Consider the following 14,316-nt stretch of genomic DNA (forward strand, 5'->3'; position numbering starts at 1 on the left):
TTACTCTAACACAGTTAACTGCAAAGTGTTATTCAAACTTCGACCCTGGTCTTTCGCTTATGCGACCTTGCTCAAGCAATGCTTGCTCGATGGTCTGCTGAAGCATGCGAATGCGCTGCTCCATGCTGGAAGCGTAGTCGCGGGTCTTCGCTTTTTCCTGAGTCAACTCATAGCTGATGTTCAACGCGGCGATGAAGACCAGCTGCTCAGTATTTGTGACTCTAGTGCGTTCTTTTAAATCTTGCAACCGCTGATTAAGGTCTTCAGCTGCCTGATTCAGGGCATCCCTTTGTTCAGGCGGGCAATTCACTCGCAGTGAACGGCCGAAAATTTGGAGATCTACGGGTTGTGCAGACATGCCACCTTCCTGCTGATTGACTGCGCTGCCTTCACACCCTGACCCGGGTCTGCGAAGGGGCGACACTATAGCTACCCTGGTGCGAAGATACAAGCCCTATTCTGGTTCACCAGGGTCCAAAGTGGTAGCATACCATGAATATTCCTCCCAACGATGACGAATGCGCATGTCTATACAGAACGAAATGCCTGGTTACAACGATGTAGACCAGTTACTGAACCAACAAGGGGTAGGGCTTACCCCGGCCGAGATGCACGGTTTGATCAGCGGATTGCTGTGCGGCGGCAACACGGACAGCAGCTGGCAGCCGCTGGTGCACGACCTGACCAACGAAGGTCTCGCCTTCGGCCATGAGCTGGCCCAGGCGCTGCGTAACATGCATTCCGCCATCAGCGACTCACTGGATGACGACGGCTTCCTCTTTCAACTGTATCTGCCGGAAGGCGATGCGGTGAGCGTCTTTGATCGCGCCGACGCTCTCGCCGGCTGGGTCAACCACTTCCTTCTTGGCCTTGGCGTGAGCCAGCCGAAGCTGGATAAAGTGAAAGACGAAACCGGGGAAGCGATTGACGATCTGCGTAATATTGCCCAGCTAGGCTACGATGAAGACGAAGATCAGGAAGAGCTGGAGATGTCTCTGGAGGAGATTATCGAGTATGTCCGCGTTGCCGCACTGCTGTGCCACGACACCTTTGCGCGTCAGCAGCCAACCGCACCGGAAGTCCGCAAACCGACATTACACTAACTAAAATTCGTTCAGGGGGCGTCATGACTCAGCAGGAATTTCTCTCGCGTCGCCAGGCGCTGTTGGCGCAGATGCAGCCAGGCAGCGCGGCGCTGATTTTCGCCGCACCGGAAGCGGTGCGCAGTGCAGATTCGGAATATCCCTACCGGCAGAACAGCGATTTTTGGTACTTCACCGGCTTCAACGAACCGGAAGCGCTGCTGGTGTTGATTAAAAGCGATGAAACCCACAACCATAGCGTGCTGTTCAACCGGGTTCGCGATCTGACCGCTGAGATCTGGTTCGGTCGCCGTCTGGGCCAGGAAGCCGCGCCGGCGAAGCTTGGCGTTGACCGGGCGCTGGCGTTCAGCGAAATCAACCAGCAGCTGTATCAGCTGCTCAACGGTCTGGACGCTATCTATTTCGCCCAGGGCGAATATGCCTATGCCGATCAGATTGTGTTCAACGCCCTCGAAAAACTTCGCAAAGGCTCGCGCCAGAACCTGCAGGCGCCGAACTCGGTCATCGACTGGCGGCCCATTGTGCATGAGATGCGCCTGTTCAAATCGGCGGAAGAGCTGGCCGTGATGCGCCGCGCCGGTGAAATTAGCGCTCTGGCCCATACCCGGGCGATGGAAAAATGCCGCCCAGGCATGTTCGAGTATCAGCTGGAAGGCGAAATTCTTCATGAATTCAATCGCCACGGCGCGCGTTTCCCCTCCTATAACACCATCGTTGGCGGCGGCGAAAACGGCTGCATTCTGCACTACACCGAAAATGAATCTGAACTGCGCGACGGCGATCTGGTGTTGATTGACGCCGGCTGCGAGTATCGCGGCTACGCCGGCGACATTACCCGCACCTTCCCGGTGAACGGCAAATTCAGCCAGCCGCAGCGCGAAATCTACGATATCGTGCTGGAATCGCTGGAGACCGCGCTGGAACTCTACCGCCCGGGCACCTCAATCTGCCAGGTGAATCAGGAAGTGGTGCGCATCATGATCACCGGCCTGGTGCGGCTCGGGATCCTCAAAGGCGAGGTTGACGAGCTGATCGCCAACAACGCCCACCGCCCGTACTTTATGCACGGTCTGAGCCACTGGCTGGGGCTGGATGTGCACGATGTCGGTAATTACGACACCGACCGTTCGCGCGTCCTGGAACCGGGAATGGTGCTGACCGTCGAGCCGGGGCTGTATATCGCCGCCGACGCCGACGTACCGGCGCAGTATCGCGGCATCGGCATTCGTATTGAAGATGACATCGTGATTACTGAAGACGGCAACGAAAATCTCACCGCCAGCGTGGTGAAGAAGGCGGATGAGATCGAGGCGCTGATGGCGGCGGCGCGCCAGTCATGAGCGTGCTGATTGTCGGCGGCGGGATGACCGGCGCGACGCTCGCCCTGGCCATCTCCCGTATGACCGGCGGCGCGCTGCCGGTCCATCTGATTGAGGCGCAGGATCCCCAGTCGGCTCGCCATCCCGGCTTCGACGACCGGGCGATCGCCCTGGCCGCCGGCACCTGCCAGCAACTGGCGCGCATCGGCGTCTGGCAACGTCTCGCCGAGCGGGCGACGCCTATCCAGCGGGTACACGTCAGCGACCGCGGCCATGCTGGTTTTGTGAATCTGGCGGCGGCGGATTATAGCCTGTCGGCGCTGGGTCAGGTGGTTGAACTCCACGATGTCGGCCAGCGACTGTTTAGCCTGCTGCGCGAGGCACCGGGCGTGACGCTACATTGCCCGGCGAAAGTGGAAGCGGTCAGCCGTCGCCAGGAGAGCGTCAGCCTTACCCTTGAGGGGGGCGAAACGATCAGCGGTAAGCTGCTGGTGGCGGCGGACGGTTCGCGTTCGTCGCTGGGCGCCCGCTGCGGCATCAGCTGGCAACAGCAGCCCTATGAGCAACTGGCGATTATCGCCAACGTGAGCACCGCGCTGCCCCACGAAGGCCGCGCGTTCGAACGTTTTACCGAGCATGGCCCGCTGGCGATGCTGCCGATGTCGCAAGGGCGCTGCTCGCTGGTGTGGTGTCATCCGCAGTCGCGCCGCGATGAGGTGCTGAGCTGGTCTGACGAACGTTTTTGTCAGGAGCTGCAGCAGGCGTTCGGCTGGCGGCTGGGGCGCATTACTCACGCCGGGAAGCGCAGCGTCTATCCGCTGGCTCTCACCACCGCCAGCCGCGCGGTGTCGCACCGCCTGGCGCTGGTCGGCAACGCGGCGCAGACGCTGCACCCGATTGCCGGGCAGGGCTTTAATCTCGGCCTGCGCGATGTGATGAGCCTGGCGGAGTTGCTCGCTGACGCCCATCTCAGCGGCGAAGATGTCGGCCATTATCCGCTGCTGTGTCGCTATCAGGCGCGCAGGGCAGGGGATAAAGCCGCCACCATCGGCGTGACCGATGGGCTGGTGCATCTGTTTGCCAACCGTTGGACGCCGCTGGTGGCGGGGCGCAATGTCGGTCTGATGGCCATGGAATTATTTACCCCGGCGCGCGATGCGCTGGCGCAGCGTACCCTCGGTTGGGTTCCCCGTTAAGGAGTAGAACGTGCAAAGTGTTGATGTTGCCATTGTTGGCGGTGGAATGGTGGGGCTGGCGGTAGCCTGCGGTTTACAGGGCAGCGGCCTGCGCGTCGCGGTGCTGGAGAAAGCGGAGCCGCAGCCGCTGGCCGCCGATGCGCCGCCGGCGCTGCGCGTGTCGGCAATTAACGCCGCCAGCGAAAAGCTACTGACCCGCATCGGCGTCTGGTCAGAGATCGTCGCCCAGCGCGCCAGCTGCTATCACGGAATGGAAGTGTGGGACAAAGACAGCTTCGGCCGCATTAGCTTTGATGACCAGAGCATGGGCTTCAGCCATCTGGGCCACATTATTGAAAACGCTGTGGTGCATTATGCGCTGTGGCAGAAGGCGCAGCGCTGCGCCGACGTCACCCTGCTGGCGCCTGCGCAACTGCAGCAGGTGGCGTGGGGCGAGAATGAAGCCTTTCTCAGCCTGCAGGACGGCAGCATGCTCACCGCGCGGCTGGTGATCGGCGCCGATGGTGCCAATTCATGGCTGCGCAATAAAGCCGATATTCCGCTGACTTTCTGGGATTACCATCATCATGCGCTGGTGGCGACCATCCGTACCGCTGAGCCGCATCAGGCGGTGGCCCGCCAGGCGTTCCATGGCGACGGGATCCTCGCCTTCCTGCCGCTCTGCGATCCGCATCTGTGCTCGATCGTCTGGTCGCTGTCGCCGGCGGAGGCGCAGCGGATGCAGGAGGCTGATGAAGCCACCTTTAATCAGGCGTTGAATATCGCCTTCGATAATGGCCTTGGCCTCTGCCAGCTGGAAAGCGCACGTGAAGTCTTCCCGCTGACCGGCCGCTATGCCCGCCAGTTCGCCGCCCACCGCCTGGCGCTGGTCGGCGATGCCGCGCATACCATCCACCCGCTGGCCGGGCAGGGCGTCAATCTCGGCTTTATGGATGCCGCCGAGCTTATTGACGAACTGAAGCGCCTGCACGCCCAGGGCAAGGATATCGGCCAGCATCTTTATCTGCGCCGCTACGAGCGTAGCCGCAAGCACAGCGCCGCGCTGATGCTGGCGGGCATGCAGGGCTTCCGCGACATGTTTTCCGGTAGCCATCCGGCGAAGAAATTCATCCGCGACATGGGGCTGAAACTGGCCGATACGCTGCCGGGCGTGAAACCGCAGCTGATTCGCCAGGCGATGGGCCTCAACGATCTGCCTGCCTGGTTACGTTAACCGCGTCACACTTCTTTCACCCGGCCTGCGCGCCGGGTTTTCCCCCTCATTTGAAATATTCTAATTTCACCTCTTTTTTCGCATTAGATTTATTAATGCGTCCTTTTTTTTGTTAAAGAAATTAGGACGATAAAATCGCACAAAACACCATCATTCCCTAATCAGTGCCGCCTTAATGTTAATTTTATGTGGCATAAATCGCTTTTTTCCAGTCAATAACTCTGTAGGCTTTTCGGCGGATTTTAGTCATAAGCTAATGTGATGCCCTGAATGAGCTTATGGTTTAGTGCCGGGTTCGGTGGTAAGTTCAGGCAAAAGAGAACGTTTGCGTCGGCGTTCGTCAGCGATGCCGACACCCGATTTCGTGGCGAAAAATCGCCGACAATCTTGTGGCTGGTTCCGTTTTTATTCGATGAGGAAAAGATGGCTCAACAGACTCCGTTGTATGAACAACACACGCTGTGCGGCGCGCGCATGGTGGATTTCCATGGCTGGATGATGCCGCTGCATTACGGATCCCAGATTGATGAGCACCATGCGGTGCGCGGCGACGCAGGCATGTTCGATGTGTCGCATATGACCATCGTTGATTTCCATGGCAGCCGGACCAGAGAGTTCTTGCGCTATTTGCTGGCCAACGACGTGGCGAAGCTCACCACCCCAGGCAAAGCGCTCTACACCGGCATGCTGACCGCCTCCGCCGGCGTCATCGACGACCTGATTGTCTATTTCCTCTCTGAAGATTATTTCCGCCTCGTTGTTAACTCCGCCACCCGCGAAAAAGACCTCGCCTGGATTTCCGAACAAGCTGAACCCTACGGCCTCGAAATCATCGTCCGCGACGATCTGTCGCTGATCGCGGTCCAGGGTCCGCAGGCGAAAGCGAAGGCGGCGACGCTGTTTACCGACGCGCAGCGTCAGGCCGTGGAAGGTATGAAGCCGTTCTTCGGCGTGCAGGCCGGCGAGCTGTTTATCGCCACCACAGGCTATACCGGCGAAGCGGGCTATGAAATCGCCATGCCGAACGAGCAGGCGGCGGATTTCTGGCGCGGTCTGCTGGACGCTGGCGTTAAGCCATGCGGTCTCGGCGCGCGCGATACCCTGCGCCTGGAGGCCGGAATGAACCTGTATGGCCAGGAGATGGACGAAGGCGTCTCTCCGCTGGCGGCGAATATGGGCTGGACTATTGCCTGGGAACCGGCGGATCGTAACTTTATCGGTCGCGAAGCGCTGGAGATGCAGCGTGAAAAGGGCACCGAACAGCTGGTTGGCCTGGTGATGACTGAGAAAGGCGTCCTGCGCGGCGGCCTGCCGGTGCGCTTTACCGATAGCGATGGTAACCAAAAAGAAGGCATTATCACCAGCGGCACCTTCTCGCCGACGCTGGGCTACAGCATCGCGCTGGCTCGCGTGCCGGCCGGGATTGGCGACACCGCGGTGGTGCAAATTCGTAACCGTGAAATGCCGGTAAAAGTGACTAAACCTGGTTTTGTACGCAATGGCAAAGCCATTGTGTGATTTCCCTTTTTTGGAGATGAATTGATGAGCAACGTACCAGCAGAACTGAAATACAGCAAAGAACACGAATGGCTGCGTAAAGAAGCGGACGGCACCTATACCGTCGGGATCACCGAGCATGCGCAGGAGCTGCTGGGCGATATGGTATTCGTTGATCTGCCGGAAGTGGGCGCCACCGTCGAAGCGGGCGCCGATTGCGCGGTTGCCGAATCCGTGAAAGCGGCTTCTGATATTTATGCCCCGATTAGCGGTGAAATCGTTGCCGTTAACGAAGAGCTGAACGACTCGCCGGAACTGGTCAACAGCGACCCGTACACCGACGGCTGGATCTTCAAGATCAAAGCCAGCGACGAAGCGCAGGTTGCCGCGCTGCTGGATGCCGCCGCCTATGAAGCTCTGTTAGAAGACGAATAAATACGCGTCATCCTTCACGCTGCAGGGGCGTTGGCTTCCTGCCGCGCGAATGATTTTGCGTATTCCGGCCCGGTAAGCATCAGCGCTTGCCGGGCAAACCAGTCAGACAATCACGATTCACCGCACGTTTCAGGAACCATCGCTCATGACTCAGACTTTAAGTCAGCTTGAAAACCGCGACGCCTTTATTGAACGTCACATTGGCCCGGACGCTCAGCAGCAGCAAGAGATGCTGAAGACCGTCGGCGCGGATTCGCTTAACGCCCTGATCGGCCAGATTGTGCCGCAGGATATCCAGCTGGCGACCCCACCGCAGGTGGGCGACGCGACAACCGAATTCGCCGCGCTGGCAGAGCTGAAGGCGATCGCCGGTCGCAACAAGCGCTTCAAGTCTTACATCGGCATGGGCTACACCGCCGTGCAGCTGCCGCCGGTTATTCAGCGCAACATGCTGGAAAATCCGGGCTGGTATACCGCCTATACCCCTTACCAGCCGGAAGTCTCCCAGGGCCGCCTGGAATCGCTGCTCAACTTCCAGCAGGTCACTCTCGATCTCACCGGGCTGGATATCGCTTCCGCTTCGCTGCTCGATGAAGCGACCGCCGCCGCCGAAGCGATGGCGATGGCCAAACGCGTCAGCAAACTGAAAAAAGCCAACCGCTTCTTCGTTGCCGCCGATGTCCATCCGCAAACCCTGGACGTGGTGCGCACCCGTGCGGAAACCTTCGGCTTCGACGTGATCGTCGATGACGCCGACAAAGTGCTCGATCACCAGGATGTCTTCGGCGTGCTGCTGCAGCAGGTGGGCACCACCGGCGAAATCCACGATTACAGCAAACTGATCGCCGAGCTGAAAGCGCGCAAAGTGATAGTCAGCGTCGCCGCCGACTTTATGACGCTGGTGCTGCTGACGGCGCCGGGCAAGCAGGGCGCGGATATCGTCTTCGGCTCCGCCCAACGCTTCGGCGTGCCGATGGGCTACGGCGGCCCGCACGCGGCCTTCTTCGCGGCGAAAGATGAATTCAAACGCTCCATGCCGGGCCGGATTATCGGCGTATCGAAAGATGCGGCGGGTAACACCGCGCTGCGCATGGCAATGCAGACTCGCGAACAGCACATCCGCCGCGAGAAAGCGAACTCCAACATTTGTACCTCGCAGGTGCTGCTGGCCAACATCGCCAGCTTGTACGCGGTTTTCCACGGCCCGGCGGGTCTGAAACGTATCGCAGGCCGCATACATCGCCTGACCGACATTCTGGCCGACGGCCTGCAGAAGAAAGGGCTGAAGCTGCGCCATGCTCACTACTTCGACACCCTGTGCGTGGAAGTGGCGGATAAAGCCGCGGTGCTGGCGCGTGCCGAAGCCCTGCAGATTAACCTGCGCAGCGATATTCATGGCGCGGTGGGCATTACGCTCGACGAAGCGACCACCCGCGAAGACGTGCTCAACCTGTTCCGCGCCATCGTCGGCGACGATCATGGTCTGGACATCGATACCCTGGATAAAGATGTGGCGCTGGACAGCCGTTCCATCCCGGCGGCGATGCTGCGCGACGATGCGATCCTCACCCATCCGGTGTTCAACCGCTACCACAGCGAGACCGAGATGATGCGCTACATGCACGCCCTGGAGCGTAAAGATCTGGCGCTGAACCAGGCGATGATCCCGCTGGGTTCCTGCACCATGAAGCTGAACGCCGCGGCGGAGATGATCCCGATCACCTGGCCGGAATTCGCTGAGCTGCACCCGTTCTGCCCGGTCGAGCAGGCGGAAGGGTATCACCAGATGATCGCACAGCTCTCCGACTGGCTGGTGAAACTGACCGGCTATGACGCCGTCTGCATGCAGCCGAACTCCGGCGCGCAGGGCGAATATGCTGGCCTGCTGGCGATTCGCCACTATCACGAGAGCCGCAACGAAGGCCATCGCGATATCTGCCTGATCCCAAGCTCCGCGCACGGCACCAACCCGGCTTCCGCGCAGATGGCGGGTATGCAGGTGGTGGTGGTTGCGTGCGACAAAAACGGCAATATCGATCTCGCTGACCTGCGTGAAAAAGCAGAGCAGGCGGGGGCGAATCTCTCCTGCATCATGGTCACCTATCCGTCGACCCACGGCGTATATGAAGAGACCATTCGCGAAGTGTGCGAGATCGTGCACCAGTTCGGCGGCCAGGTTTACCTTGACGGCGCTAACATGAACGCCCAGGTCGGGATCACCTCTCCGGGCTATATCGGCGCCGACGTTTCGCACCTCAACCTGCATAAAACGTTCTGCATTCCGCACGGCGGCGGCGGCCCGGGTATGGGCCCAATCGGCGTGAAAGCGCACCTGGCGCCGTTCGTGCCGGGTCACAGCGTGGTGCAGATTGAAGGGATGTTGACCCGTCAGGGCGCGGTTTCCGCCGCGCCGTTCGGCAGCGCGTCCATCCTGCCGATCAGCTGGATGTATATTCGCATGATGGGCGCGGAAGGGCTGAAGCAGGCGAGCCAGAACGCGATCCTTAACGCCAACTACATCGCCACCCGTCTGAAAGACGCCTACCCGGTGCTCTACACCGGTCGCGATGGTCGCGTGGCGCACGAATGTATTCTCGATATTCGTCCGCTGAAAGAAGAGACCGGCATTAGCGAACTGGATATCGCCAAGCGTCTGATCGACTTTGGCTTCCATGCGCCAACCATGTCCTTCCCGGTAGCGGGTACGCTGATGGTTGAGCCGACGGAATCGGAAAGCAAAGTGGAGCTGGACCGCTTTATCGACGCGATGCTGGCGATCCGCGCTGAAATCGACCGCGTCAAAGCCGGTGAATGGCCGCTGGAAGACAACCCGCTGGTGAACGCACCGCACACCCAGGGCGAGCTGGTGGGCGAGTGGAACCATCCGTACAGCCGCGAGCTGGCGGTATTCCCGGCTGGGTTGCACAACAAGTACTGGCCGACGGTGAAACGTCTGGACGATGTGTACGGCGACCGCAACCTGTTCTGCTCCTGCGTACCGATGAGCGAATACCAGTAAGTTTGCGTATTATCTATACTTTTAAAGGCGCTGCGGCGCCTTTATTTTTTGGAGGGAAGGTATGGGAATCGCTCTGATAAGCGGCGCGAGCCGCGGAATAGGCCGGGCGACGGCGCTGCTGCTGGCGCAGGAAGGGTATACCGTGGCGGTCAATTACCATCACAACATTAACGCCGCCACCGAGGTGGTGAATACCATTTTGGCGTCTGGCGGCAAAGCCACGGCGCTGCGGGCGGACATCAGCGATGAAGCGCAGGTGATGGCGATGTTTGAGGCGATTGACCGCATGGGCGAGCCGCTGACGGCGCTGGTCAACAACGCCGGGATCCTCTTTACCCAGTGTACGGTGGAGAGCCTGAGCGCCGAGCGCATTAACCGCGTGCTGGCGACCAACGTCACCGGCTATTTCCTCTGCTGCCGCGAGGCGGTCAAGCGCATGGCGCATCGGCATGGCGGTAAGGGCGGGGCGATAGTTAACGTGTCGTCGGCGGCGTCGCGCCTTGGCGCGCCGGGGGAGTACGTTGACTATGCCGCGTCGAAAGGGGCGGTAGATACCCTGACCACCGGGCTGGCGCTGGAGGTGGCGGCGCAGGGGATCCGGGTCAACGGCGTCCGTCCGGGGCTGATTTATACCGAAATGCACGCCTCCGGCGGTGAACCGGGGCGCGTGGATCGAGTGAAAGGTTCGCTACCGATGCAGCGCGGCGGCCAGCCGGAAGAGGTCGCTCAGGCCATTGCCTGGCTGCTGAGCGACAAAGCGTCGTATGTGACGGGTAGCTTCCTTGAACTGGCGGGCGGGAAATAACCCGTAGATGTCTATTGCCCGGCGGCGCTGCGCTTGCCGGCCCTACGGGGTCAAAGCCGAATGGTAGGCCGGGTAAGGCGTAGCCGCCACCCGGCATAAAAACCGCTAAAGCCCGACGGTCTAACAGGAGGCCGGCCACAGCCTCAGTACCCGTAGCCCGGCTAAGCGCAGCGCGAGCCGGGTAACCCGGCGGCCTACCAGGAGGCCAGCCACAGCCGCAGGCGCATTCCCCAACTGCTGGTCCAGCCGGTGGTAACCGACTTCACCTCGCCTCGATAAATCACCACCAGCGTTGGCGTCACCCGAATATCCCACTGCCGCGCCAGCTGGCCGCTCGGGTCATTTACCGTCGGCAGCGTCAGTTTCTTTCTGGCAAGCCACGTCTCCAGCGCGGCGTTATCGCCGGAGCGCAGGGCCACCGTCAGCACATTGCCGCCGTCGGCGGCAAGCGATGCCACCGACGGCGTGGTGTAGCGACAAACTCCGCACCAGGTGGCCCAAACGTACAGCAGCAGCGGCTTTTGCTGGCTCATGGCGTTCAGATCCACCGTCCTGCCGTCGAGGGCGTGCAGCGATGTGGCGCTGACGTTTTGCGGCAGCGCGGGCTGGCGAAAATAATCCACCGCCAGGCTCACCGCCGCGCCAATCAGCAGCCACACCGCCAGCTCGCGCAGCCAGCGCCTGATTTTACTGGCCACGGGCTTTCGCCAGCTGCTCTTTCACCAGCCCCTCCAGCTCATCAGCAGGGATCGCGCCGGCCACCATCTGATCGCCGATGATGGTCGCCGGGGTGCCCTGAATATTCAGCACCTGCGACAAAATCAGGTTCATCTTCAGCGAATCCATGGTCTTGTCATCGATATTTACACTATCGGTGGCGGTTTTCTTCTGCGCCGCGGCGATGCTGGCGTCATCGTGATAGCCTTTTTTCGCCATCAGCCGCTGATGCAGCGCCCAGAACTTATCGGGCTGCTGGCGCCAGGTCGATAGCGCCGCTTTGGCGGCATTGACCGAACTTTGCCCCTTGAACGGCAGCAGCTTAACGATCAGCTGAATGTCCGGGTTATCGTGGACGATTTTTTCCAGCAGCGGATCAAACTGTTTGCAGTAAGGGCAGTTGTAATCGGTAAACGAGACGATCGTCAGTTTTGGCGCTTTCGCGCCGGTGCGCGGGCTGTTCGGATCGTTAAACAGCAGCTGCGCCAGCTGGTCATTAGCGTTTGCTTGTGGTTCTTCCGCCGGGGCGGCGAAGCTGAAGGCGGATATGCACAGCAGCAATAAGGCGGTGATAGCTCTCATGTTATTTTCCTTGGGCGACGGACAGGGTGGCGAGAAGGTGTTCGCGATCTAACAGCGCAGGCAGGATCTCTCCCTGCGGCGATCCCGGTCCGTAAATCTGGTTAAACGGCACAGCGGCGCTGCCGCGAGTGGTTAAAAACTGACTAATCGTGGCGGAGGGGCGGCTCCAGTCGCCGCGCAGGGCGACCACGTCCGGCGCTAACAGCGCCTGCTGGACGTCATCGCGCAGCAGCACGTTGTATTTATTGGCTTTACAGGTCACGCACCAGTCGGCGGTGACATCAATAAACACCCGCTTATGTTCCGCCAGGGCGCTGGCGATAGCCTGCTCGCTGAGCGGCTGCCAGTTAACCCGGTCGCGGCGCGGGCCCTCGCCGTCAGATCGGGAGACTAAGGCGACGGCGCCCGCCACCACGATGGCCAGGGCGCCCGCGCGCAGCGCCGTCCGCCAGCGGTAGCGCCAGGCGGTGGCCACTAGCAGGGCGATGGACAGAATTACCAGCAGGGTAAGCACCGGCGTACGGCCGATGTGGATCGTCAGCAGGCTGACCAGCCATAGCGCTGAACCAAGCATCATTAGCCCCAGCAGTACGCGCAGATGATTCATCCAGCGGCCGGGACGTGGCAGTCGTTGCGCCAGCCCCGGCCAGGCAACGATCAGCAGCCACGGCAGGCTCATGCCGATCCCCATGGCGAAGAAAATGCCCCACAGCAGCGGCAGAGGCGCCACCAGCGCCACCGACACGGCGGTGCCAAGGAACGGCGCGGTGCAGGGGGTCGCCAGCAGGGTGGCGAAGGTGCCCTGCCAGAAATGGCCCATTAAGCCGTTGCCGCCGCGGGTGGCGAGGAAGGTACTGGCGCTGGAGGAGAGGCGGATTTCGAACAGCCCCAGCAGACTGGCGCTGAACAGGATCATCACCAGCGCCATGGCGCCGATAAACCACGGGCTCTGGAACTGGATCCCCCAGCCGAGCGCCTGATTACCCAGGCGTAGCGCGGTCATCATCAGCGCCAGTGCCAGGAACGAGACGACGATCCCGCACGCCGAAGCGAGGAACTGTCGGCGTACCGCGCCGCGTTCGCGATGTTCGGTTTGCACCAGCGAGCCGAGCTTCATGGCCAGCACTGGCAGCACGCAAGGCATCACATTGAGGATAAGCCCCCCGGCCAACGCCATCAGCAGCACCCAGCCTAACGTCAGCTCCGGCGCGGCGCTGCCGGCGCTGATGGCGATCTGGCTTTCCTGCGCCTGGCCGCTATCCGCCAGCACCAGCGACAAGGTTTTACCGCGCAGATCCGGTGCCGCTTCGCCCCAGCTATCGGTGACCGGTATGGTGGCGGTCAGCGTATCGCCGCGGCTGGTAAAGCTCGGCTTGCCGAAATCGACATCCTCCATGCTGTCGATAAACAGCGCTGGCTGCTGCCAGCCGGCATCGCGGCGAGCGGTCACCGTCAGTTTGCCGCTGACGTAGCTGGCGGTCAGCTGCGAAGTCAGACCATCGCCCAGCGGCAGCGTGCCCATCGCGCGGGTGAAATCGTAGCCAAAACCCTCCCCTGGCGGGGCCGTCATATCCAGCGAAAAGGGATAGTCAGTAAGAATGCAGACATTGCTGCAGGTGGATAACGTCAGTACGCCGCTGAGCGTCGGTGGTATCTTCCCGCGCAGCGTCATCGGGAAGCTGACGTCACCGTGATAGCCCTGAGTGGAAATGCCCGCGACGTCGAAGCGCTGCGGCGTCGGCCAGCGCCAGTCAACCTCCAGCGGCGTGTGCCAGGCGATAGCCGGCGCGATGCCGCCTTCCCCCGGCGAGCGCCAGTAGGTTTTCCAGCCCTTTTCCAGCGCCACGTCTAAAAGCAGGCGGGTATCGCCATTGCTCTCGGTTTGCGCCCGCAGGCGGACGCTGGCGTGTTGATTGTCGGCGGCGCGTAGCCAGCCGCTGTCGGCGGCCTGACTGACGGGCAGCCATAGCCAAAGCAGGCAGACCAGTAGTCGCCTGAATAACATAGACATAAATTTGCTCCATAAATGATGAATTAACCTGAACTGTCAGGAAAATCAGTCACTCACGGAAGACGCATAATCGCAGATGCACCCGCAATCGGGGCGGGGAGATAACGCGGGGAGGCCACTGGCGCTCGATACGCGGCGGGATCGCCGCCAGCACCGCCAGCAGCAGGGTGATAGCCAACAGCGCCCCTTCAAACAGCATCGGCGGGACGGCCATCAGCGACTTGGCGCTGAGTTCGCACGGCGTGACCGGCGCGTCGGCTTTATCCTGGGTTTGCTGTAGTGACGGGCTGTCGACGGTGAGGTTCATGACCAGCGCGTGCATCCCGGCCATTCGCTGGGCGGTGCAGACCAGCACCACCAGACAGGCCAGGAGGACAAAAAGAATGGCTTTGCGTTGTCGCTTAATCATGAGCGCCTCA

The 14,316-nt window shown here is 60.8% G+C and carries 13 protein-coding genes; 8 read left to right on the forward strand and 5 right to left on the reverse strand.

Going from position 1 to position 14,316, the window contains the following annotated elements:
* Positions 1-28 precede the first annotated feature (28 nt).
* Positions 29-358, reverse strand: a complete 330-nt coding sequence (gene zapA / locus MKS11_RS01630) for a cell division protein ZapA (protein ID WP_004205298.1) — start codon at positions 356-358, stop codon at positions 29-31.
* 166 nt (positions 359-524) lie between these two features.
* Here zapA and MKS11_RS01635 point away from each other — a divergent pair, with 166 nt between their 5' ends.
* The 8 genes from MKS11_RS01635 (at position 525) to MKS11_RS01670 (ending at position 10,587) form a co-directional block, all read left to right on the forward strand.
* Positions 525-1,103 (forward strand): YecA family protein, encoded by a 579-nt coding sequence (locus tag MKS11_RS01635; protein WP_002916486.1) that lies wholly within the window; start codon positions 525-527, stop codon positions 1,101-1,103.
* Positions 1,104-1,126: 23 nt separating this feature from the next.
* Complete coding sequence (gene pepP, locus MKS11_RS01640; protein WP_048295580.1) at positions 1,127-2,443, forward strand: Xaa-Pro aminopeptidase; 1,317 nt, start codon at positions 1,127-1,129, stop codon at positions 2,441-2,443.
* Positions 2,440-3,618: a 2-octaprenyl-6-methoxyphenyl hydroxylase gene (ubiH, locus tag MKS11_RS01645; protein WP_043520932.1), complete on the forward strand. Its 1,179-nt coding sequence runs from the start codon at positions 2,440-2,442 to the stop codon at positions 3,616-3,618. Before pepP ends, ubiH begins: the two co-directional genes overlap by 4 nt.
* Before the next feature lie 10 nt (positions 3,619-3,628).
* Positions 3,629-4,831 (forward strand): FAD-dependent 2-octaprenylphenol hydroxylase, encoded by a 1,203-nt coding sequence (gene ubiI / locus MKS11_RS01650; protein ID WP_017899791.1) that lies wholly within the window; start codon positions 3,629-3,631, stop codon positions 4,829-4,831.
* A gap of 423 nt (positions 4,832-5,254) precedes the next feature.
* On the forward strand, positions 5,255-6,349 hold the full coding sequence (gene gcvT, locus MKS11_RS01655; protein ID WP_004205303.1) for a glycine cleavage system aminomethyltransferase GcvT: 1,095 nt from the start codon (positions 5,255-5,257) through the stop codon (positions 6,347-6,349).
* Between the two features lie 24 nt (positions 6,350-6,373).
* Entirely contained in the window at positions 6,374-6,763 is a 390-nt protein-coding gene (gcvH, locus tag MKS11_RS01660; RefSeq protein WP_002916479.1) for a glycine cleavage system protein GcvH, read from the forward strand.
* A 145-nt stretch (positions 6,764-6,908) separates the two neighbouring features.
* Complete coding sequence (gene gcvP, locus MKS11_RS01665) at positions 6,909-9,782, forward strand: aminomethyl-transferring glycine dehydrogenase (RefSeq protein WP_087770926.1); 2,874 nt, start codon at positions 6,909-6,911, stop codon at positions 9,780-9,782.
* Positions 9,783-9,843: 61 nt separating this feature from the next.
* Entirely contained in the window at positions 9,844-10,587 is a 744-nt protein-coding gene (locus MKS11_RS01670) for an SDR family oxidoreductase (protein ID WP_043520930.1), read from the forward strand.
* A 194-nt stretch (positions 10,588-10,781) separates the two neighbouring features.
* Here MKS11_RS01670 and MKS11_RS01675 read toward each other — a convergent pair whose 3' ends face one another.
* Genes MKS11_RS01675 through MKS11_RS01690 form a run of 4 tightly spaced genes read right to left on the reverse strand, consistent with a single transcriptional unit; the run spans position 10,782 to position 14,306 of the window.
* The gene (locus MKS11_RS01675; RefSeq protein ID WP_004205308.1) at positions 10,782-11,285 is read right to left on the reverse strand and encodes a protein disulfide oxidoreductase; all 504 of its coding nucleotides are present in this window, start codon (positions 11,283-11,285) and stop codon (positions 10,782-10,784) included.
* Positions 11,275-11,886 (reverse strand): DsbA family protein, encoded by a 612-nt coding sequence (locus MKS11_RS01680; protein ID WP_017899795.1) that lies wholly within the window; start codon positions 11,884-11,886, stop codon positions 11,275-11,277. The genes MKS11_RS01675 and MKS11_RS01680 overlap by 11 nt, the downstream gene beginning before the upstream one ends.
* Before the next feature lies 1 nt (position 11,887).
* Complete coding sequence (locus tag MKS11_RS01685) at positions 11,888-13,897, reverse strand: protein-disulfide reductase DsbD (RefSeq protein ID WP_109938289.1); 2,010 nt, start codon at positions 13,895-13,897, stop codon at positions 11,888-11,890.
* A 49-nt stretch (positions 13,898-13,946) separates the two neighbouring features.
* Complete coding sequence (locus tag MKS11_RS01690; protein WP_087770925.1) at positions 13,947-14,306, reverse strand: copper resistance protein; 360 nt, start codon at positions 14,304-14,306, stop codon at positions 13,947-13,949.
* Positions 14,307-14,316 lie beyond the last annotated feature (10 nt).

It is taken from the genome of Klebsiella sp. K5-45, assembly GCF_030128605.1.
Classification (GTDB): Bacteria; Pseudomonadota; Gammaproteobacteria; order Enterobacterales; family Enterobacteriaceae; genus Klebsiella; species Klebsiella quasipneumoniae.

Coding starts and splice junctions, on each gene's coding strand:
- zapA (WP_004205298.1), bottom strand. CDS start 358: ATGTCTGCACAACCCGTAGATCTCCAAATTTTCGGCCGTTCACTGCGA.
- MKS11_RS01635 (WP_002916486.1), top strand. CDS start 525: ATGTCTATACAGAACGAAATGCCTGGTTACAACGATGTAGACCAGTTA.
- gcvT (WP_004205303.1), top strand. CDS start 5,255: ATGGCTCAACAGACTCCGTTGTATGAACAACACACGCTGTGCGGCGCG.
- ubiH (WP_043520932.1), top strand. CDS start 2,440: ATGAGCGTGCTGATTGTCGGCGGCGGGATGACCGGCGCGACGCTCGCC.
- MKS11_RS01670 (WP_043520930.1), top strand. CDS start 9,844: ATGGGAATCGCTCTGATAAGCGGCGCGAGCCGCGGAATAGGCCGGGCG.
- gcvH (WP_002916479.1), top strand. CDS start 6,374: ATGAGCAACGTACCAGCAGAACTGAAATACAGCAAAGAACACGAATGG.
- MKS11_RS01690 (WP_087770925.1), bottom strand. CDS start 14,306: ATGATTAAGCGACAACGCAAAGCCATTCTTTTTGTCCTCCTGGCCTGT.
- pepP (WP_048295580.1), top strand. CDS start 1,127: ATGACTCAGCAGGAATTTCTCTCGCGTCGCCAGGCGCTGTTGGCGCAG.
- MKS11_RS01680 (WP_017899795.1), bottom strand. CDS start 11,886: ATGAGAGCTATCACCGCCTTATTGCTGCTGTGCATATCCGCCTTCAGC.
- gcvP (WP_087770926.1), top strand. CDS start 6,909: ATGACTCAGACTTTAAGTCAGCTTGAAAACCGCGACGCCTTTATTGAA.
- MKS11_RS01685 (WP_109938289.1), bottom strand. CDS start 13,897: ATGTCTATGTTATTCAGGCGACTACTGGTCTGCCTGCTTTGGCTATGG.